General features: G+C 68.5%; 19 protein-coding genes. 14 read left to right on the top strand and 5 right to left on the bottom strand.

What is annotated here, in order from left to right:
- From AB0J64_RS20055 to AB0J64_RS20030, 6 genes are all read left to right on the top strand, one after another.
- The coding region (locus AB0J64_RS20055) for an ATP-binding protein (RefSeq protein WP_364028727.1) at positions 1-151 on the top strand (151 nt) is incomplete at its 5' end.
- Positions 148-639 carry a hypothetical protein gene (locus AB0J64_RS20050; RefSeq protein WP_364028715.1) on the top strand — a complete coding sequence of 164 codons (492 nt, stop codon included), beginning with the start codon at positions 148-150 and terminating at the stop codon, positions 637-639. The genes AB0J64_RS20055 and AB0J64_RS20050, both read left to right, overlap by 4 nt.
- A 290-nt stretch (positions 640-929) precedes the next feature.
- Positions 930-1,370, top strand: a complete 441-nt coding sequence (locus AB0J64_RS20045) for a nuclear transport factor 2 family protein (protein WP_364028713.1) — start codon at positions 930-932, stop codon at positions 1,368-1,370.
- A gap of 61 nt (positions 1,371-1,431) precedes the next feature.
- Entirely contained in the window at positions 1,432-1,995 is a 564-nt protein-coding gene (locus AB0J64_RS20040) for a YceI family protein (RefSeq protein ID WP_364028711.1), read from the top strand.
- A 130-nt stretch (positions 1,996-2,125) separates the two neighbouring features.
- Positions 2,126-2,671, top strand: a complete 546-nt coding sequence (locus tag AB0J64_RS20035; RefSeq protein ID WP_364028709.1) for an FAD-dependent oxidoreductase — start codon at positions 2,126-2,128, stop codon at positions 2,669-2,671.
- Entirely contained in the window at positions 2,553-2,870 is a 318-nt protein-coding gene (locus tag AB0J64_RS20030; protein ID WP_364028725.1) for an oxidoreductase C-terminal domain-containing protein, read from the top strand. The genes AB0J64_RS20035 and AB0J64_RS20030 overlap by 119 nt, the downstream gene beginning before the upstream one ends.
- A gap of 72 nt (positions 2,871-2,942) precedes the next feature.
- On the opposite strand, the gene AB0J64_RS20025 is transcribed toward AB0J64_RS20030, so the two are convergent.
- The 3 genes from AB0J64_RS20025 to AB0J64_RS20015 all read right to left on the bottom strand — a co-directional run bounded on the left by AB0J64_RS20025 (position 2,943) and on the right by AB0J64_RS20015 (position 5,579).
- Positions 2,943-3,839, bottom strand: coding sequence for a LysR family transcriptional regulator (locus AB0J64_RS20025; RefSeq protein ID WP_364028707.1), 897 nt, complete (start codon positions 3,837-3,839; stop codon positions 2,943-2,945).
- Positions 3,840-4,118: 279 nt separating this feature from the next.
- On the bottom strand, positions 4,119-4,268 hold the full coding sequence (locus tag AB0J64_RS20020) for a hypothetical protein (protein ID WP_364028705.1): 150 nt from the start codon (positions 4,266-4,268) through the stop codon (positions 4,119-4,121).
- An 84-nt stretch (positions 4,269-4,352) separates the two neighbouring features.
- Positions 4,353-5,579 (bottom strand): oxygenase MpaB family protein, encoded by a 1,227-nt coding sequence (locus AB0J64_RS20015; protein ID WP_364028703.1) that lies wholly within the window; start codon positions 5,577-5,579, stop codon positions 4,353-4,355.
- Positions 5,580-5,758: 179 nt separating this feature from the next.
- Between AB0J64_RS20015 and AB0J64_RS20010 the strand changes: the two genes are divergently transcribed.
- The 4 genes from AB0J64_RS20010 to AB0J64_RS19995 all read left to right on the top strand — a co-directional run bounded on the left by AB0J64_RS20010 (position 5,759) and on the right by AB0J64_RS19995 (position 12,162).
- The gene (locus AB0J64_RS20010; RefSeq protein WP_364028701.1) at positions 5,759-6,406 is read left to right on the top strand and encodes a helix-turn-helix domain-containing protein; all 648 of its coding nucleotides are present in this window, start codon (positions 5,759-5,761) and stop codon (positions 6,404-6,406) included.
- Positions 6,407-7,280: 874 nt separating this feature from the next.
- Positions 7,281-7,760 (top strand): hypothetical protein, encoded by a 480-nt coding sequence (locus AB0J64_RS20005; RefSeq protein ID WP_364028699.1) that lies wholly within the window; start codon positions 7,281-7,283, stop codon positions 7,758-7,760.
- Positions 7,761-7,869: 109 nt separating this feature from the next.
- Positions 7,870-8,202: a hypothetical protein gene (locus AB0J64_RS20000; protein WP_364028697.1), complete on the top strand. Its 333-nt coding sequence runs from the start codon at positions 7,870-7,872 to the stop codon at positions 8,200-8,202.
- A gap of 186 nt (positions 8,203-8,388) precedes the next feature.
- Positions 8,389-12,162, top strand: a complete 3,774-nt coding sequence (locus AB0J64_RS19995) for a hypothetical protein (protein ID WP_364028695.1) — start codon at positions 8,389-8,391, stop codon at positions 12,160-12,162.
- Positions 12,163-12,208: 46 nt separating this feature from the next.
- On the opposite strand, the gene AB0J64_RS19990 is transcribed toward AB0J64_RS19995, so the two are convergent.
- Entirely contained in the window at positions 12,209-13,222 is a 1,014-nt protein-coding gene (locus AB0J64_RS19990; protein ID WP_364028693.1) for a leucine-rich repeat domain-containing protein, read from the bottom strand.
- Between the two features lie 173 nt (positions 13,223-13,395).
- Positions 13,396-14,607 (bottom strand): MFS transporter, encoded by a 1,212-nt coding sequence (locus AB0J64_RS19985; protein ID WP_364028691.1) that lies wholly within the window; start codon positions 14,605-14,607, stop codon positions 13,396-13,398.
- Between the two features lie 90 nt (positions 14,608-14,697).
- Here AB0J64_RS19985 and AB0J64_RS19980 point away from each other — a divergent pair, with 90 nt between their 5' ends.
- From AB0J64_RS19980 to asnB, 4 genes are all read left to right on the top strand, one after another.
- A complete protein-coding gene (locus AB0J64_RS19980) occupies positions 14,698-15,141 on the top strand; it encodes a helix-turn-helix domain-containing protein (protein WP_364028689.1) in 444 nt (147 codons plus the stop codon).
- A 42-nt stretch (positions 15,142-15,183) separates the two neighbouring features.
- The gene (locus AB0J64_RS19975) at positions 15,184-16,014 is read left to right on the top strand and encodes a maleylpyruvate isomerase family mycothiol-dependent enzyme (protein ID WP_364028687.1); all 831 of its coding nucleotides are present in this window, start codon (positions 15,184-15,186) and stop codon (positions 16,012-16,014) included.
- Positions 16,015-16,329: 315 nt separating this feature from the next.
- Entirely contained in the window at positions 16,330-17,730 is a 1,401-nt protein-coding gene (locus AB0J64_RS19970; RefSeq protein WP_364028685.1) for an FAD-binding oxidoreductase, read from the top strand.
- A 134-nt stretch (positions 17,731-17,864) separates the two neighbouring features.
- Positions 17,865-19,679: an asparagine synthase (glutamine-hydrolyzing) gene (gene asnB / locus AB0J64_RS19965; RefSeq protein ID WP_364028683.1), complete on the top strand. Its 1,815-nt coding sequence runs from the start codon at positions 17,865-17,867 to the stop codon at positions 19,677-19,679.
- Positions 19,680-19,718 lie beyond the last annotated feature (39 nt).

The following is a 19,718-nucleotide window of genomic DNA, read 5'->3' as shown; positions in this document are numbered from 1 at the left end:
CGAGGGCAGCGGCCTCGGCCTCGCGATCGCGCTGGAGAACGCCCGCCTGCACCGCGGCGACCTCACCGTCAGCAACGTCCCGGACGGCGGCGCCATGTTCACGCTGCGCCTGCCACACCGGGCACCCGACCCGGACGGAGGCCCCGAGTGAGGACCGGGCTCGCCCGCCGCATGCTCGCCGCGGCCCTCGTCTCGCTCGTCGCCGCGGCCGGCTGCGGCGTGCAACCCAGCGACGCCATCCGCGCCGGTGAACCGCCGAGCGGACCCGTCGCACCGACCATGACGGTCACCCTCTACCTGGTGAAGAACGGCCGGCTCAGCGCGGTGACGCGGCCCGGCGGTCGTCCCATGTTCCTGACGGACACGCTCGCGCTGCTGGCAGCCGAACCCACCGCGAGGGAACAGGCGCACGGACTCACCACCGACGTCCCGCCCGAAGCCGCCCCGTTCTCGGTGACCGTCAGGCCGCCCGGCCACGTGGTGGTGAACCTGTCCACTCCGGCCGACGAACTGTCCACACTGGCCGTCAAGCAGATCGTGTGCACGGCGGCCGCCATGGTGCCGGAAAGCCCTGCCCAGGTGACCGTCGTCGGTGCTGGGCAGACCGTCGCCCCCCGGGACTGCCCGGGGCGACGGTAGCGGCCTGTCCTCTGCTTTGGACAGATCGCCGCGAGCGTGACCCGGCCCGACGCGAAGGTAGGCAAGCGCGGGAGGCGTCGCCGACGTGGAGGCCGACGAGGGCGCGGATCACGGCCCATCCGCGGGCGCGGCGCAGGGTCGCGGCGTCCGGCGGCGGCTGGTAGGCCGCGTATGCCGCCCAGAGCATAACGCCATAGCAATATTTATCTTGGACAGCATAACTCCCGGGCCATAGCGTCGGAGGCGTGAGAAGCCATGACTCCACCGCAAAGGGAAGGGTTGGAACAGCGATGACCACGCAACGCGACGCCGATGAAGTCAAGATCCGCCAGCTGGTCGGCAAGATCGTCGAAGGGCTCCAAGGCAAGGACCTCGAGGGTCTGAAGCGCCTTTACGCGACGGACATCGTGTCCTTCGACATCGAGCCGCCGCTCCAGCACGTGGGGATCGAGGCGAAGCTCAAGAACTGGGCGCCCGTGTTCACGTTCTTCGAGAGTGTGACATATGAGGTTCGCGACCTGACGCTCACCGTGGGCGATGACATGGCGTTCGGGCACGCCTTCGCCCGCCTCAGCGGCACGCTGAAGAACGGGACGGCGATGAGCGGTATGTGGGTCAGGGTCACGTACTGCCTCCAGAAGATCGACGGCACGTGGTTGATCGTGCACGACCAGGTCTCGGTGCCGCTCGACGTCCGCAGCGGCAAGGGAGTCGTCGACCTCGAGCCCTGATCCCGCCACCCCGTCCCCGCCTGCGCCGCGCCACCACGACACCACATCCATGGAGGAAGCCTTGAACACCGTCCCCGCGACCGTCGAGATCCCGGGCTACCTGGCCGGCACCTGGAAGGCCGACCCGGTGCACTCCGAGGTCGCTTTCATCGTCCGTCATCTCATGATCAGCAAGACGCGTGGCCGGTTCACCGGCTACGACGTCACGATCGTCACGAGCGAGGACCCGCTGGGCTCGTCGGTGACCGCGACGATCGACCTCGCGTCCATCGACACCGGCAACGAACTGCGTGACAACCACCTTCGCAGCGCCGACTACCTCGAGATCGAGAAGTACCCGACCATGAGCTACCGCTCGACTGGCGTCCGCCAGAGCGGCGACGGTTGGGCCGTCGACGGTGAGCTGACGTTGCACGGGGTCACCCGGCAGGTGCCGCTGGCCGTCGAGGTGAACGGGTTCGGCCCGGACCAGTGGGGTGGACAGCGGGCCGGCTTCTCCGCGACCGCGGAGATCAAGCGGAGCGACTTCGGCATCGACATCAGCATCCCGATGGAGGCCGGTGGTGTCGTGGTCGCCGACAAGGTGTCGATCAGCCTCGAGATCCAGGCCGTTCTCCAGAAGTGACCCGACCCGGACGGGCAGCCGCAAGGCCACCATCCACCGATCGTCCGGTGTCCCGATTCCGCGGTTCACCGAGCGGGATCGGGACACCGCCACTCCTGTCCAGCGCCTCGTCGAGCCCAGGAGGATCGCCATGAGCGCCGATCCCGGCATCGTCATCGTCGGAGCGAGCCTGGCCGGCGCGAAAGCCGCCCAGTCCCTGCGGCTCGACCACGGCTACGACGGGCCGATCACCCTCGTCGGCGACGAACCCCACCTGCCGTACCAGCGCCCGGCCCTGTCCAAGGGCTATCTCCTGGGCACCACCGGGCCCGCCGACCTCGACGTACTGAAGCCGCCGTTCTACGCCGACCAGGACATCGCGCTGGCGCTCGGCACCCCCGCCACCGCCCTCGATCTGGACGCCCGCCGAGTACGGCTGGCCGACGGCACCGTGTTCCCCTTCACCCAGGTGCGCCGCCGGCGACGTCACCCGCCACCAGCACCCGCGCTACCTGAACCCCGTACGGATCGAACACTGGCACAACGCCGTCACCCACGGCATCGCCGCCGCCACCACCCTGCTCGGCAAGCCCGCCACGATCGACCACGTCCCCTACTTCTTCTCCACCCAGTACGGCTCCACCCTCGAATACCTCGGACTCCCCACCACCTGGGACCGCATCATCACCCGGGGTGAGCACGCCGATCACGGATTCACCGCCTTCTGGCTCGACCACAGCATCCCCGTGGCCGCCCTGACCATCGACAACCGGGGCGCCGCCGATCACCTGCGCACCCTCATCGCCGAAGCGCACCCCGCCGACCCGCGACAACTCGCCGACCCCGACACACCCCTGCTGGATCTCCTGCCGAACGCGCCAGGCCGACCCTTCTGAGGCAGGTGCACGCCCGCGGCTGCGACGTCGCCGGCAGGACACCCGACAATGCGACGATCATGAAGCGCGTCCTCAGCGCTTCTCCTGCGGCTCGCCGTTGATCCAGTTCCAGTTGGCGATCGTGGTGCGCATCAGGCGGGCGGCGGTGGACAGGTGACTGCCGGCGCCCCAGTACAGGGTGATCGCGCGTCGGCAGTCAGGGCTGTCGACAGGGACCCAGGCGGCGGGGACCCGCGTGGGGCTGGTCCGGGCGAAGGCGGGGACGAGACCGATGCCGAGCCCCGCGCTGATCAGGGCCGCGATGGCGCTGGGCTCGTCGACCTCGCAGACGATCTTCGGGGTACGGTCCCGTGCGGCGAAGAGCCGGTCCAGGAGGCGGCGTTGCCAGTGCCCTTTGCGGGCGCTGACGAAGGGCTCGTCGGTGAGCTCGTCGATGCTCACCGACGTACGGCTCGCCAGCGGATGCTCGAGCGGCGTCGCCACACCGACCGCCTCATCGAGCAGCTGGACCGCCTCCAGGCCCTCAGCGGAGATCGGCTGGGAGGCGACGCACAGGTCGACGTCCTGGGCCCGCAGGTGACGACCCATGTCCTCGGCCGCCATCCAGCGGAGTTCGACCTCAATGGTCGGGTGAGCTCGTTTGAAGGCCGCCAGCGGCCCGGTGAGCGTGAGGAAGGTCTCCGACGCAAGCCGTACGGTGCCCACACCCTCGCTCACGGCCTCGGCGACGGCTCGCCGCCCCGCATCCAGCTCACCCAGGGAGCGCTCGACGTAATCGCGGAAGAGCTTGCCCGCGTCATTCAGCCGCAGCCGGCCGCTCCGGTCGAACAGTGGTGTGCGCAGCTCGCTCTCCAGCCGGGCGATGGTACGACTCAGCGACGGCTGGGCGACGCGAAGCTCCTCGGCAGCGCCGCTGAGGTGTTCCAGCCGCGCCACCACCAGGAACTGCCTGAGCGAGTTCAACTCCATCACGCCTCCAGATACATAGCACCCCAGCGATATCAATCTTAGAGAAGATAACCTGTGAGCCATAGTTGCATGGATCTGTTCTGAAGACGCATGCCCCGCACCGCCGCGCCCCAGGGACCGGCCCGAATGATGTTCGCGCCCGACACCGTCGGCAGCTCCGCCGAGATCGCCGAGCGGCGTGGCGGCCCGGAGTCAGCACGGCTCGGGGCCGGTTGGGCTTGCCCCTCAGACCAGCGGAAGTTGTGCGGGTGGACCGGGATGCCGCCGTTCGCTGATGATCTAGAAGTCCCTGATCCTGATGCGCCGGATCCCGCTGCGGCCCTCGGCGGTGACGTGGGCGCGCAGCGAGACCGGCCGGGCGGCGGGTTCCTCCCGGCGGGCCAGCAGGGCCGTGCGCTTGTGTGACAGGCACTCGCGCAGGGTGCTCATGCTCTTCTTCTCTGGTCCGCGCAGGGTGACGGGGCGCAGCAGGTCATCCGGCCGCCCAGGTGCTGGCCGGCCGGTAGGCCGTGATCAGCTGGGCCGGTTGCCCGTCGGAATCACGATCTTGGTTTCTGCCCCCTTGGTGAGGTAGTACGTGGTCCACGTCTTGACCATCTCGTCGAGAAGCCAGGCTGCGGCGGGCACCAGCGGCAGCCCGATCAGGCCCTCCCGGAACTGCACCAGCAGCGGCCAAGCGGTCTTGACCGCCGGGTCCCACAGCGGCTCGCGTCGGATGCCGTTCCAGTCGGCCACCTGGTTGCCGGTGAGGTACCTGGCGAAGGCGTTGACGAGAGACTTGTCGATGCCGCCGGGGCTGGTCAGCTCCGCGAGCATGTCCCGCAGGATGGCGTTGAGTTCCACCCCCTCCGGGGTCGGCCCCATGTTCCTGGGCAGGACGAGGTCCGACTGGGTGTAGGAGGAGTCCCAGGTGGCGGGGAGGAACTCGTCCCTGATGCCGAGCATGTGCCCCAGCATCTGCACCGAGTGCAGGTACCCCTCGGCCTCAGCGGAGGAGATACGCACCTTCCACTCCCGCATCCCGCGCATGGAGTAGGTCGCCAGGGTGTGCCACGTGACGAGCATGTCCTCCTGGCTGATCGGGACAGGGCCGGACCAGTGGGGAGACGACTTCAGCAGGTGCCGCACCGCCGCGTGCACCAGTCGGGTCTTCACAGCCTCGACCACGGCCGTGCCGCCGGCGCCCCAGGCGTTCTGGGGTCTGACCGCGTACGCCAGGATGTTCGTCTTGGCGATCCGGTCTTTCAGATCCGCGCCGCCCGCGGAGTAATAGACAGCGCGTGCCTCCTTGGGGATGGCGGTGGCCAGCATCCCGGCGCCGACAATGGTGAGGACGACGATGTAGTTTCCCTTGAGCGCGTGGAAGCGCGCCCCGGCATCCAGCAGGGTGGGGTCGGCCCACGACGGCAGCTGACGCGCCTGCTCGATGAAGGCCCGCAGATCCTCCGGCAGGCCCGCGGGCAGGGGCTGGTCGTTGCGGTTCCAGTCGTACAGCAGCCGGTTGACCTCGGGTATGACACCGCGGTCGAACAGTGAGGCGAGGAGCGGATCGGCCACGTCGTCCCACACCCATCGGGGGTCGGCGCCGCTGCCGGAACCCGCGATCGAGCCACTGGCCGGCCAGGTCCAGTCGCCGGACAGGGAGTCCTCCGCCTGGGCCGGGGAGATCATCCCTAACGCGCCGAGCGCTCCCATGGCGGTGCCCGAGATCAGTACCTTGCGCCTGCTCAACTCTGCCATGCTCTGCACTCCTTCGAGGTGGGGTCCCGATCAGGGCATGCGAGAAAGGGGATGATACGGAGAAACAAATCCTGAGTCCGTGTATCATCATCAGAGCACAGTGTGACGAGCATCACAAGACTGCGTTTTAGGCAGAATCCGTACAGGAGGTGATCGTGGAATCTGTGCTGTCCGGATTCATGGCGCTGTCGGACTCGCATTCGTTGCTGGAACGCGCCTATTTCGATGCCGTCGAGCGCGTCGACGACAGCGACGAGCTACGGACGCGCATCCTTGACGCGGCGTACGAGCAGTTCTGCCGGATGGGCCTCAAACGCTCCACCATGGAGGACGTCGCCCGACTGGCGAAGGTGTCGCGGATCACGGTCTACCGGCGGTTCGACACCAAGGACACGCTGATCGAACACGTGGTGCGCCGGGAGTTCCGCCGCTATTTCGACCAGTTCCTCATCGACATCGAACAAGCCGGCACCGCGGCCGACAGGGTGGTGCTGGGCTTCGTGACCTCATTGCGGGCCATTCGCGGCAACCCTCTGATCGGCGGACTCATCGCCACAGAGCCGGACCTGCTGGTCCCCTCCATGACGGCTGACGGCGGGCAGACCCTCGCCACCGTGCGGCATTTCGTCGCCGGCCAGCTCCGCAGCGAGCAACGCGCGGGCAACGTGTCGAGCAGCCTTGACGTCGACCTCGTCGCCGAGATGATGGTGCGGATCTCCACCTCTTTCCTGACGATCCCCAGTGCCATCATCGACCTGGATGACGACGGGCAACTGGTCGCGGTGGCCCGGCGGTTCCTCGTGCCCATGCTGGAGCCACCAGCCTGAGCTTCACTCTCGCGCCGGCTTCGCGGCTTCGACCCGCCCGTCCTGGCAGTCCACCCTGTGCCTGCGCAAACGGGCACCGCTCCTCGTTCGTCGTCGATCTTCACTAGGGTGCAGTCAGGAGGGTGCCCAGGTCTGTCGTCTCACACGGATCTCGGACGCCCTCTGTCCGCTCCGGAGGCCAAACCGCAGAGCACGCCGTTGCTCACGGTGCGACTGCGTGGCCATTGCAGAAGTGAGGTCGGCACCCAGGTGGAAGCCGCAGTGAAGTGTCCCGACATGTCGCGCGCTGCGCGTCTTACCGCCCATAGTGCCGTCTCCACCTCCCTGGCCTTGTGCAGCGATCGCGCCCTGAGCGAGCTCGTGGACACGGCCGTGCCGCTCGGATCCGGCATCGGCGGGAAGTCGGCCCTGCTGGAGGTCGCCGGATCCCCGGTCTTCGTGAAGCGGGTGCCGCTTACCGATCTGGAGCGGCAGCCTGAGCACGTCCGGTCCACGGCGAATCTGTTTGATCTTCCCGATTTCTGTCACTACGGCGTCGGCCTCATCGGCGGGCCGGGCTTCGGGGTCTGGAGGGAACTCGCCGTGCACACCATGACGACGAACTGGGTGCTTGCGGCGGAACACGAGGGCTTCCCCCTGATGTATCACTGGCGGGTTCTGCCGGACTCGACGCCCCTGCCCGAAGAACTGGCCGACATCGAACGGGCCGTTGCTTACTGGGGCGGCGGATCGCAGATGCGCCACCGGATCCAGGCTCGCCGGGAGTCGTCGGCGAGCATCGCGCTGTTCCTGGAGTACATCCCGCAGAACCTGCACCAGTGGTTGGGCACTCAGGTCGAGGCAGGAGATCAAGCCACCAACCGAGCCCTGCGCCATGGTGGAGAGAGAACTGGCAGCCGGCATCTCGTTCATGAACAGCCGCGGGCTTCTGCACTTCGACGCGCACTTCGAGAACATCTTGACCGACGGCCAACGCCTCTACTTCGCGGACTACGGCCTCTCCATCTCCTCCGAGTTCGAGCTGTCCCAGGACGAGGCCGACTTCTTCAGCCGGCACGAGACCTACGACCGCTGCTATGCCGCCACGTATACGGTGAACTGGCTGATCACCGCTCTGTACGGACTGCGGAGAGAGGACGGGGAGGGCCGCTACCAGCGGGTGCGTGCCTACGCGGAGGGCGAGCGCCCCACAGGAATCCCGGAGGAGGCCGCGGCGATCATCGCCCGGCACGCGCCGATCGCCGCAGTGATGTCCGACTTCTACCGTACGTTCCAGCGCCGGAGCAGGCAGGCCCCCTACCCGCTGGAGGCGATTCGTCAGCTTGGCGGGATATACAACGCCTCCGTGTGCTGACGAACGCACAAGAGTTGTTTGTCCAGCACGCCGTACGCGTGCTGGACAACTTCGCGACGGCTAGACCAGGGGATACGGCTTACCGAGTCACCCGACGAAGGGAATCGACATGGAACGACAGTCGCGCAGGAAGCTCGCGGGCGGTCTGGGCCTTGTGACGGCAGCCATGTTCGCCACCGCTGTCATCGCCTCCGTACCCGGCCTGTCGTACGCTTCGACCGCGAGCACCTCGTCGAGCAGCGAGACCTCCACACTCCTCGCCCCAAACCGCTGCCACCTCAGGACAGAGGCCAATCCGAACAGCGTGTGGGTGCCCCCGAACTTCGAAAGCTGCTACGACTGCTTGAACAGAGCGGCCTACCTGCACTCGCAAACCGGCATCGACTACTACTGCACCTACAACCCCAGCAATGGCAAGACCGACCTGCACTACGACCTGTAAGGCCGGATCCAGCCCAGTCCTGGGCTGTCGCCGGCATACCGGGCGTAAACCGCCCGTCTTCCCACGGGGGCAGGACGGGCGGTTCATCGCGTAATCAACTCCCGATGGCTATAGTCGATCCCGGTTGTCAAGCGCCGAACTTCGCAGTTCGACAACCGGCGATCGTACGGCCATGGGAGCGGGTTCATGGGACGACCGGAACGACCGCTCGACCCTGACGCGGGCCCGTTACAGCGGTTCGCGCACGAGCTGAGGCAGTTACGCGCCGGGGCCCCTCGGTCCAGCTACCGCGAATTGTCCAGGCGCGCGCACTACTCGGTGACCGCACTGTCCGAGGCGGCAGGTGGGGGGATCTTCCCCACGCTGGCGGTCACCTTGGCCTATGTCGAGGCCTGCGGCGGCGACACCGAGACCTGGGAGAAACTCTGGCGAGAGGTCGCCGCGGAGCTGGCCGCCGCCGACGCCGGCGCGGAGGATCAGATGGACGAGGACGCGCCGTACCTTGGCCTGGTCACCTTCGATCCTGACGACGCGGACCGGTTCTTCGGCCGGCGCGAGCTGGTGAACGAACTCTCCGCGCGATTACGCGACACATCCCTGCTCGCGGTGTTCGGCGCCTCAGGAAGCGGCAAGTCCTCCCTGCTTCGAGCCGGCCTGCTTCCGGCGTTGAGGAACAGCGCCGCCTCGGAAGGCCTGGACCGCCCGACGCTCCTTCTCACGCCAGGCGCGCACCCCTTGGACGAACTCGCGGTGGGCCTGGCCAACCTCAGCGGAACCTCCGCCCCCTCCCTGTACGCCGACCTGATGGCCGCCCCTTCGAACGTCCGGCTGGCGATCGGTCAGATACTGGCGGGCAGGCCGAAGAGCGCGCGCATCGTGATCGTCGTCGACCAGTTCGAGGAGGTCTTCAGCCTCTGCGACGACCAGAAGGAGAGATCCCTCTTCCTGGACTCGCTGCTCGCCGCGGCGGAGGAGACCAACGATCGAGCCCGCGTCGTACTGGGAATCCGCGCGGACTTCTACGCCCGGTGCGCCGAACACCCGCCGCTGGTGGCCATGCTGCGCGACCGGCACCTGCTCATCGGTCCCATGGAGGACGACGACCTCCGGCAGGTGATCCTCGGCCCGGCGCTCCGGGCAGAGCTCAAGGTCGAGCGGGCGCTCGTCGAGACCATCCTCAGCGACGCAAGAGGTGAGCCCGGCGCGCTGCCCCTGATCTCCCACGCCCTGCTGGAGACGTGGAAGCGCCGAAAAGGCGGCACGTTGACGCTCGCGGGGTACCGGGAAGCAGGAGGCATCCAGGGCGCCATCGCGCAGACCGCCGAACAGATCTACGACGGGCTCGACGCCGGTGAGCGAGGTCTGGCCAGGAACGCGTTCCTCCGCCTGACGGCGCTGGGGCAGGGAACCGAGGACACGCGCAGGCGCGTCCCGCCGGCGGAGCTGCTGGCGGGGCCGGACGGGGCGGCGATGAAGGCCGTACTGTCCCGGCTGACGGCGGCGCGGCTGCTCACCGTCGACGAGGACAGCGTCCAGGTGGCTCACGAGGCGGTGATCCGTTCCTGGCCGAGGCTGCGGGGCTGGCTCGCCGAAGACCGGGAACTCGTCCGGCTCCAGCGGCGGCTCACCGACGCCGCCACCGAGTGGGAACAGCACGGGCGCGAGGACGAGCTGCTGTACCGGGGAACGCGACTGGCGGCCTGGGAGGACCGCGCGCTCGACCGGCTCAACGACCTGGAACACGAATTCCTGGCGGCCAGCAGGGTACGCGCGCGCCGGGAGCGGGCGGCGGCGGCCCGTCGTGTGCGCGCGGCTCTGATCAGCCTGGTGGTGGTGGCGACCGTGGTCGGAGTGCTGGCCGTGGTGGCGCTGGTGAACGCCAACCGGGCGGAGAAGGAGCGAGATCTCGCGTACTCCCGCCAGTTGGCGGCGAACGCGCGTGGCCAGCTCCAGCTGGACCCGCAGCTCGGGCTGCTGCTGGCCCGGCGGGCATACGCGGTCAGCCCGACGGAGGAGGCCACGGCGGTGCTCCGGCAGGCGACCGTCGACTCGCGGATCCGGCTCATCGTTCCCATCGCCGCGGGCAAGGTCTGCGGCGTCGCATTCAGCCCGGACGGGCGGCAGCTGGCCGCCGGCAGCGGGGACGGCACCGTACGGGTCTGGCAGGTGTCCGCCCAAGGGCTGCCCACCGGCGATCCGGTGGTGCTGCACGGCCATACCGGTGAGGCGTGGAACCCCGTGTTCAGCCCGGACGGACGCTACCTGGCGACAGGCGGCATCGACGGAACGGTCAGCGTGTCGGACTGGGCCGGCCGTGGCGATCCGCTGGTGCTGCGCGGCCACCGTGGCCCGGTGTGGGGCGTCTCGTTCACCCCCGACGGGCGACGTCTGGCAAGTGCCGGGGACGACGGCACGGTGCGGATCTGGAAAGCACCGGACGGCGGCAGATGGATCGGCGGTCCGTCTGCAGGAGGCGGTGCTCCCAAGGTGCTGCGCGGCCACGATGGACGGGCTCTGCAGGTCGCGTTCAGCCCGGACGGACGGAGACTGGCCAGCGGCGGCGGAGACGGCACCGTCCGGATCTGGGACCCGGCCGGTAAGGCGAGAACGGTCGTGCTGCGCGGCCACGAGAACTCTGTGGAAGGACTGCAGTACAGCCCGGACGGGCGGAACCTGGTCAGCGGCAGCACCGATGGCACGGTGCGGGTGTGGGACGTGACCGGACGGCACGCACCAGCAGTGCTGCGCGGGCACGACGGCACGGTGGAGGGTGCGGCGGTCAGCCGCGACAGCCGGAGGATCGCCAGCGTGGGCAACGACGGCACGGTCCGGATCTGGAACATGGCCAGCAACATCGACCCGCTCGTTCTGCGCGGCCATCGTGGTACGACGTGGAACGCGTCGTTCAGCCCGGACGGGCGTACGCTGGCGAGCGCGAGCGATGACGGGACGATGCGGCTGTGGGACGTGGCGTACACCGGTGACGCGATGATCCTGCGAGGTCATACCGGGGGGACCGTGTACGACGCCGCGTTCAGCCCGGACGGGCGACGCGTCGCCAGTGCCGGTATCGACGGCACGATCCGCGTCCAGAACATCGACGGCAGCGGCGACGCGCTGGTGCTGCGCGGCCACAAGGCGGACGTCCTCGGGGTCGCCTTCAGCCCGGACGGGCGGCGACTGGCGAGCACAGGTGCTGACAGCACAGTACGGATCTGGCACGCCGACGGGACCGGCCAGGCTGTCGTGCTACGCGGCCACAGTGGAAATGTGTGGAACGCCGCCTTCAGCCCGGACGGCACGCGGGTGGTCAGCGGAGGTGACGACGGCACTGTACGGGTCTGGCACACCGACGGGACCGGAGCGCCGGTCATCATGGACAGCCCCCAGAGCCAAGTCCGGTATGTCGGGTTCAGCCCCGACGGGCGGCGAGTGGCGAGCGCAGGCGTGGACGGCACGATCCTGATCCAGAACGCCGACGGGACCGGTCAACCTGTCATGCTGCGCGGCCACCAAGGCCTGGTGTGGTGCCTCGCCTTCGGCTCGGACGGGCGGCGGCTGGTCAGCGGGGGCAACGACGGCACGATCCGCATCTGGAACACCGACGGGACCGGAGACCCGACCGTCCTGCGCGGCCATCAGGGCGTGGTGTGGAGCGTCGGCTTCAGCCCGGACGGGCACCAGGTCATCAGCAGTGGCAATGACAACACCGTACGGATCTGGATGCCGGCCGAGGGACGCGAGCCAGTGGTCTTCAGCGGCTCCGGCACCACGGTCAATTCCGTGAGGTTCAGCCCGGACGGCCGGCAGCTGCTCTCGACCTACGATGACGCCACGGTACGGATCTGGCGCTGCGAGGTATGCGGCCCCATGGACCAGGTTCAGGCACTCGCCGCCAGGCGCACCATCCGCGAGCTGACCCCCGAAGAACGTAAGATCTACCTCGAACCATCCTCTTGACCTCGGCTGCCCTCGAACAGCCAGTCGCGCGCCGACTCCATCGATCTCAGAGTCGGTTGCCCATGGTGTATCGGTGCCGTACGTTGTCGCCCTGCCCATCAGAAACGTCGACAATGCCAGGCAGCTCATTGAGCAGGCGGGTCTGAGCTGCCTGAGACAGGAAATGATGATGCAGGTCGAGTTTGCGCAGGTGCGTAAGCGGCTGACCGGCCAGTAACGCCTCCGCGCCGGTGTCACTGAGCGTTCCCAACGACAGGTCCAGCGTCTCCAACGCGGTCACCACCGGTGCTGTCGCCATCGCCATGGCTATCTCATCCGCGATCTCGGCGTTACGCAGGCCCAAGTACCGCAGCCGCGGCCACTGCGCCCCGGACAGGATCGGCGCGAGATCGTCGACAGTCGGCCCGCCGTGCAGCTCGTCGCCGAACCACAGCTCGAGGTGCTCCAGAGCCGGCAAATCAGACGCCGAGATCGCCGCAACCGTATCGCGGGACAGTTCGCCGGACTCGATCGCCAAGTGCCGCAGTGACGTGTGCGTGAGCGGATGGCGAAGCCCTGTGCTGTCGCCCATTCCGCCGCGGATCCGCAGTGTCTCGAGCTGTGGGTAAGCGGCGAGCAACTCCTCCGCGTGGGCGTCGTACCACTGATTGATACCGGCTTGCTCGCCGACGAACATCGCCTTGAGCTTGGTCAACCGTTCGGCCGCCTCGCGCAGGATCTGGATCGGCGCCTCGTCCTCCTCTAACTCCGGCCCCCATCGTCCGACCACCAGCGCCTCGACGGAGTCGGGCGGCACGACGTCGAGGAACCCCTCGAAAACGTCTCGGAATATCGGATGGGTGCGATCCCCTGTGGCCTCCGCCAATGCGTCCCACAGGTCCTCGTCGTAGTCGTCATCCGCCCGTGGACCGATGCTGATTCTCCAGGCCACAGCCTCATCGGACTGCCGACCATCCGGTTCGTCGCCGCCGAAATCGACGATCGCACGACCGGCGAAGGAAGTAGGGTGCTCGGCACCTTCCGGGTAATGACGGTAATGCCTCGCCAACTCCCAGGTCATGTGCACTCCCCGCCAGTCGCAGAACCGGGAGTGAGCTCGTCGCCGGTTCTGGCCGCTTAACTCCGCGCCGATCATGTCAAGACGTGATCAACATATCAAGATCGCCGATCGCTTGTGAATTTCATGACAACAAGTATGAGCAACCACCGCAGGCGCCTTTACATTGTAGATTCTTACTGCGAACAAGGATCTGGTTCGGCTTCGGCAAACGGGTCCGGCGAGGTCATCGCGTGACTGTCAAGTCGCCTGTCGGTCACCCAGACGGCCAGCGCGCAGGCCGCGAATCCGGCCCCGAGGAGGCTGGAGCCCACCCAGCCGTGGGCGGTGAAGACGGCGGTGGTTGCGGCTGCGCCGAGGGCGGAGCCGAGCGAGTAGAAGACCATGTAGCTGCCGATGACGCTGCTGGTGCGCTCCGGATACGCGGCGGTGAGCAGGTGCTGGTTGCTCACATGTACGGCCTGGACCGCGAAGTCGAGAGCCACGGTTCCGACGATGAGGAGCCACAGTGACCACGGCAACTGCGCGATCGCCGCCCACGAGAGGATGAGGAGGGTGAGCGCGAGACCGGTGACCGGAGCAGCCCGTCCTGCATCCGCCCACCGTCCCGCGCGTGCCGCGCCGAGTGCGCCGGTGAGTCCCGCGAGGCCGAACAGTCCGATCTGGCTCTCGCTCAGCTGCCACGGCGCGTCCGACAGCGGCAGGGACAGCCCGCTCCACAGGGTTCCGAACGAGGCGAACAAGAAGAACGCGATGAGCCCGCGCGTCAGGAAGATGCGCCGCCCGAACAGTCCGCCGAGTGAGCCGACGGCCCGCCGGTACCCCGCAGGTCGGTTGGGGCGCTCCTCTGACGGCAGTACGACGAGGACGAGGGCCGCGAGCCCGAGTGACAGCACCGCGAGCACGGCGTAGACGCTCCGCCAGCCCCACACCTCGGCGAGCCCGCCGGTGACGACCCGCGCGCCCAGGATGCCGACCACGACACCCGAGGTCACGACCCCGATGTTCCGTCCGCGTTCGGCAGGCGGCGAGACCGAGGCGGCGTAGGCCACCACGGTCTGCACCACGACCGCGAACACCCCAGCCGCCGCGAGCCCCACGAACGCCACCCATGCGACTGACGCCGAGGCCGTCAGGATCATGCCCACTGCGGTGAGCACCAGGTGCACGGCGATGAGCCGGCGCCTGTCGACCACATCGCCGAGCGGCACCAGCAGCACCAGCCCCGCCAGATAGCCGACCTGGCCGGTCGCGACGATCCACCCGGTGAGGTCTGCCGCCACACCGAGATCGCGTCCCATCGGCTCCAGAACCGGCTGCGCCGCATAGATGCTCGCCACTGCGACACCACACACCACCGCCAGCAGCAACCGCCGCCACACGTCCATCGCACTCCAACCTCAATCAGTAGCAGATTGCAACCAATTTGACCGTAGGACATAATGGTTTCAATCCGCAACTCATCGGGAGGTGTCACGTTGCGCACCCCGAACACCGACTGGACCGACCCCGACTGCCCCGTCGCCCGCACGCTCGACCTCGTCGGCGACAGGTGGAGCCTTCTCGTCATCCGCGACGCGATGGACGGGGCACGATCGTTCACCGAGTTCCAGCGACGCACCGGCATCGCCCGCAACATCCTCACCGACCGCCTCCGCAAGCTCACCGCTCACGGGCTGCTGGCCCAGCGCGCCGCACCCTCGGGCCGCCGCCAGGAATACGTGCTCACCGACGCCGGCCGCGACCTCTTCCCCGTCATCGTCACCCTGCGGCAGTGGGGCGAACGCCACGCCTTCGCCCCCGGCGAGACCCACTCCACCCTTGTCGACCGGCACGGCACCCCTGTGCCGGAAATCGCGCCGACCGGCGCCGACGGCACCCTCCTCGGCACTGACACCACCCACGTGCAGAAGACCAGGTAGAAAAGTTTCATCAGGGCAGAGAGGCTTCGATAGGGTCGGACCATGTCGATCTTCGGCCCGGTCGTCGATGTCCGCCCCCTGTTCCCGCGCGAGCGGCAGGCCATGCTCGGCCTGCTGGGCGCCCTGTCCCCGGCCGACTGGGCCAGGGCGACGGTCTGCCCGGGCTGGGACGTGCACGACGTCGCCGCGCACGTGCTCAACGACTACATGCGGCGCCTGTCCGGTGCCCGCGACGGGCATGCCGGTGCCGTCTTCGCCGATGACGAGACGCTGCCCGCCTACCTCGCCCGTACGAACGAAGAGTTCGTCAGGGCGGCCCGCCAGCTCAGCCCGCGGCTGCTGGTCGAGCTGCTGGAGCAGCTGGGGCCTCAGCTCGACGCGGTCTGGGCGGCGCACGACCTGGAGGCTCCGGCCGGCTTGAACGTGTCCTGGGCCGCCACCGACGTCGACAGCCCCGGCTGGCTCGACGTCGGCCGCGAGTACACCGAGTTCTGGGTCCACCAGCAGCAGGTGCGCGACGCGGTCTCCCTGCCAGGGGCGACGGAGCCCGAGCTCATGGCGCCGGTGCTGGACATCTTCGCCCGAGCCCTGCCGTTCACGTTGCGGGCGCACGACCGCCCGGAGGGCACGGTGGCCGACCTGGAAGTGCTCGGACCGGCCGGCGGGCGGTGGAGCGCGGCGTGGCGTGCGGGCCGGTGGCGGATGGACGCGCCCGGCGGCGAGGCCGCCGCGCACGTCTCGATGGATCAGGACACGTTCTGGCGGCTCGCGACCAGGGGCATCGGCGTCGAGGAGGCCCGTGCGCGGGTCAAGGCGAGCGGCGACCCGGAGCTCACCGCCGCGATGACGACCTTGCTGGCTGTCGTCGCCTAGACGACGGGTGCCGTCAACGAGCTGTCACCACGGCGGCCGAGGATGAAGGCGCGGTACGCCGTGTGGCGGGTGACCTGGCCGCAGTCGATCGACCGCGCTAGGGCCGGGCAATGTTTGCGGACCGACGCGCCCAGACGCCCGCAAATCAAAACGCAGCGCGAAAGAAGTGTGCGCATGATTTAGGCGGAAAGGGCCTTTTTAGTGTCGGTGAGCTGGAGGACGATGTCCGAAAGTGGACAAAGTCACGGCATAGCACTTCCTGGGTGGAGGTGATACGACCCAGTCATCCCTGTGTGCTGAAACATCGGAGGCAACGTGACGCCTGATAACGCGTTACGCGCGTTGGCTGACGGCTTCGACGGCGAGCTGATCCTGCCTGAGGACGCCGGTTACGAGTCGGCCCGCCGCGTGTGGAACCAACTGATCGACCGCAAACCCGCTGCCATCGCACGCTGCCGAACCCGGAACGATGCCGTCTCGGCGCTGACGGTCGCCCGTGACACCGGCCTCGAGCTCGCCGTACGCGGCGGCGGGCACAGCTTCCCCGGCTTCTCGACGACGGAGGGCGGCCTGGTCCTGGACCTGGGCCCGATGAAGCAGATCGTCGTCGACGCGGAGCGGCGGACGGCCGACGTCGGCCCCGGTGTGCGGTGGGGTGAGCTCACCGCGGCTGCCGCACAGCACGGCCTCGCGCCGGTCGGCGGGCACGTCGCCGATGTGGGCGTCGCCGGGTCGACGCTCGGAGGGGGCAACGGGTGGTTCGCGCGGGTCTTCGGGCTCGCCTGCGACAACCTCGTCGCGGCCGACGTCCTGACCGCTTCGGGAAAGATCGTCCGCGCGAGCGCCGACGAGAATCAGGACCTCTACTGGGGCCTGCGGGGCGGCGGCGGCAACCTCGGGATCGTCCTCGAGTTCACCCTGCGCCTGCACCCGGTCGACCGGCTGCTCGGCGGGCTGGTCCTGCACCGGTTGGAGGAGGCCGCCGACGTGCTGCGCTTCCTCGCCGAATACGGCCAGAGCGCCCCCGACGAGGCCAACGTGGCAGCGGCGATCCTCGCCGGTCCGCCGGCGCCGTTCGTTCCTCAGGAACTGCACGGGAAGCCGGTGCTCGCGCTGGCGATGTGTTACGTCGGTCCCCTCGCCGATGGGGAGCGCGAGCTCGCGCCGGTGCGCGGGTTCGGCAGGCCGTTCGCCGACCTGGTCGAACCGACGACGTTCGAGACACTGCAGCACATCTTCGACCCGCAGGGCCGGCCCACGCCCTATCACATGCGCTCTCACCTGGGCGGTGCGCTGACCGAGGAGCTCATCGCAGCAGTGATCGAGCACGGCGGGGGGCTGAGCTCGCCGGACAGCGGCGTGATCGTGCTGCCGATGGGCGGCGCGGCGGCGCGGGTCGCGGCCGACGCCACCGCCTTCCGGCACCGGGAGGCGTCCTACTGCCTGGAGATCGGGGCGGCCTGGTCGGCGGACGACGAGAACCCGCAGAGGCACATCGACTGGGCCGACCGCTTGTGGGCGGAGACCCGGTCATGGGCCATCGGGGTGGAGGTCAACCACCTCGCCGACGAGGGTGCTGAGGGAGTTCGCCGGGCCTACGGCGACAACTTCCAGCGGCTCGCCCAGATCAAAAGAACCTGGGATCCCGACAACCTTTTCCGGCTCAACCAGAATGTTCCGCCCGCCACTGCCGACGACCAACGTCCCCATTCATGAACCGAATCATCACCGTTCGCGTCGCTGGTCGCCTATGGACCGATCAGCTCTGTGCGGTTATGTTGCGAGGGCGCTAGGCAAACTGTCAGGCCGACGCCAGGGAGCACCAGGACATCGTCTGAGAGGACCCACGCATGTGCGGCATCGCCGGATGGGTGGACTTCGACCGCGATCTGACCGACGAGCGCGCCACCGCCCTCGCCATGACCGAGACCATGAGCTGCCGCGGCCCCGACGACCAGGGCCTCCACCTCGGCCGGCACGCCGCGCTCGGCAACCGCAGGCTGGCCGTCATCGACATCGAGGGCGGCCACATGCCCATGACGGCCGATGGCCTGGCCGTCATCACCTACAGCGGCGAGGTCTACAACTTCGGTGAGCTGCGCGCCGAGCTGGCCGCCAGAGGCCACCGCTTCCGCACCAGGAGCGACACCGAGGTCGTGCTGCGCGGCTACCTGGAGTGGGGCGAGGCCGTCGCCGACCGGCTCAACGGCATGTACGCCTTCGCTCTCTGGGACGAGCGCTCCCAGGAGCTCCTCCTGATCCGCGACCGTATGGGCATCAAGCCCCTCTACTACTATCCCCTCCCCCACGGCGTGCTGTTCGGCTCCGAGCCCAAGGCGATCCTGGCCAATCCGCTGGCCCCGCCCGTGGTGGACATCGACGGCCTGCGCCAGCTCCTCAGCCTGGCGAGCCTCCGACAGCGGCCGGTCTACAAGGGCATGTACGAACTGCCTCCGGGCCACCTGCTGCGCGTCAGCAGGCAGGGCACCCAGCTGCGCCGCTACTGGGCGCTGGACGCCCGCGAGCACACCGACGACCTCGACACCACCGTACGCACGGTGCGCGAGCTGCTCGACGACATCGTCAGCAGGCAGCTCGTCTCCGACGTCCCGCTCTGCAGCCTGCTCTCCGGCGGCCTTGACTCCAGCATCGTCACCGCGCTGGCCGCCAAGCACGGGCGGATCCGCTCGTTCGCCGTGGACTACGCGGGTTACGCGGAGAACTTCCAGGCCGACGAGCTGCGCGGCGACCCCGACGCGCCGTTCGTGCGGATGCTGGCCGAGCACGTCGGCACCGACCACACCGACATCGTCCTCGGGCCGGACGAACTGGCCGACCCGAGTCTGCGCGCCGCCGTCGTGCGGGCCTGGGACGTGCCCCACTTCGTCGGCGACATGAACTCGTCGCTCTACATGCTGTTCCGCGCGATCCGCGAACACTCCACCGTGGCGCTGTCGGGTGAGTCCGCCGACGAGGTGTTCGGCGGGTACGCCTGGTTCCACCTGCCGGAGGCGGTCCAGGCCGACACCTTCCCGTGGCTGGCCATGGTGATGCGCGAGCATCAGCCGACCGACATCCTGGACAAGTCGCTGTTACGTCGGCTCGACATGGACACTTATACGGCTGATGGCTACCGTACGGCGCTGGGCGAGGTGCCCCACCTGGACGGGCAGGACGAGCGCGAGCGGCGCATGCGCGAGATCTGCTACCTGCACCTCACCCGCTTCCTGCCGTTCCTGCTCGACCGCAAGGACCGGATGAGCATGGCCGTCGGGTTGGAGGTGCGGGTGCCGTTCTGTGACCACCGCCTGGTCGAGTACGTCTTCAACACCCCGTGGTCCATGAAGACGTTCGACGGCAGGGAGAAGAGCCTGCTGCGCGCGGCCGGGGCCGACCTGCTGCCCGAGCCGATCCTGCGCCGCGTCAAGGCCCCGTACCCGGTGACCCAGGACGTGGGCTACGAGCAGGCGCTCCGCGCGGCGCTGCGCGAGGTCGTCAGTGACAAGGAGGCCCCGGTGCTGCCGCTCCTCGACCCGGCGGCCGTCCGCGAAGCCGTCACGGACCCGTCCGACAAGGTGACCACCACGATGACCCGGTTCGGTCTGGAGCTGGCGCTGGATCTGAACGTCTGGCTGACCGACTACGGCGTCCGCCTGGAGCTGTAGGGAGCGGCACCCCTTCCTGCTGCAAGAGGCATGATCTTG

Origin of the sequence: Nonomuraea sp. NPDC049695 (assembly GCF_040674955.1) — a bacterium.
Lineage (GTDB): Bacteria > Actinomycetota > Actinomycetes > Streptosporangiales > Streptosporangiaceae > Nonomuraea > Nonomuraea helvata.
Note: the sequence above shows the minus strand (reverse complement) of the source record. Positions and strands in the feature narration are given on the sequence as shown.

Coding starts and splice junctions, on each gene's coding strand:
- AB0J64_RS20045 (WP_364028713.1), top strand. CDS start 930: ATGACCACGCAACGCGACGCCGATGAAGTCAAGATCCGCCAGCTGGTC.
- AB0J64_RS20035 (WP_364028709.1), top strand. CDS start 2,126: ATGAGCGCCGATCCCGGCATCGTCATCGTCGGAGCGAGCCTGGCCGGC.
- AB0J64_RS20025 (WP_364028707.1), bottom strand. CDS start 3,839: ATGGAGTTGAACTCGCTCAGGCAGTTCCTGGTGGTGGCGCGGCTGGAA.
- AB0J64_RS20020 (WP_364028705.1), bottom strand. CDS start 4,268: ATGAGCACCCTGCGCGAGTGCCTGTCACACAAGCGCACGGCCCTGCTG.
- AB0J64_RS20015 (WP_364028703.1), bottom strand. CDS start 5,579: ATGGCAGAGTTGAGCAGGCGCAAGGTACTGATCTCGGGCACCGCCATG.
- AB0J64_RS20010 (WP_364028701.1), top strand. CDS start 5,759: ATGGCGCTGTCGGACTCGCATTCGTTGCTGGAACGCGCCTATTTCGAT.
- AB0J64_RS20005 (WP_364028699.1), top strand. CDS start 7,281: ATGGTGGAGAGAGAACTGGCAGCCGGCATCTCGTTCATGAACAGCCGC.
- AB0J64_RS20000 (WP_364028697.1), top strand. CDS start 7,870: ATGGAACGACAGTCGCGCAGGAAGCTCGCGGGCGGTCTGGGCCTTGTG.
- AB0J64_RS19995 (WP_364028695.1), top strand. CDS start 8,389: ATGGGACGACCGGAACGACCGCTCGACCCTGACGCGGGCCCGTTACAG.
- AB0J64_RS19990 (WP_364028693.1), bottom strand. CDS start 13,222: ATGACCTGGGAGTTGGCGAGGCATTACCGTCATTACCCGGAAGGTGCC.
- AB0J64_RS19985 (WP_364028691.1), bottom strand. CDS start 14,607: ATGGACGTGTGGCGGCGGTTGCTGCTGGCGGTGGTGTGTGGTGTCGCA.
- AB0J64_RS19975 (WP_364028687.1), top strand. CDS start 15,184: ATGTCGATCTTCGGCCCGGTCGTCGATGTCCGCCCCCTGTTCCCGCGC.
- asnB (WP_364028683.1), top strand. CDS start 17,865: ATGTGCGGCATCGCCGGATGGGTGGACTTCGACCGCGATCTGACCGAC.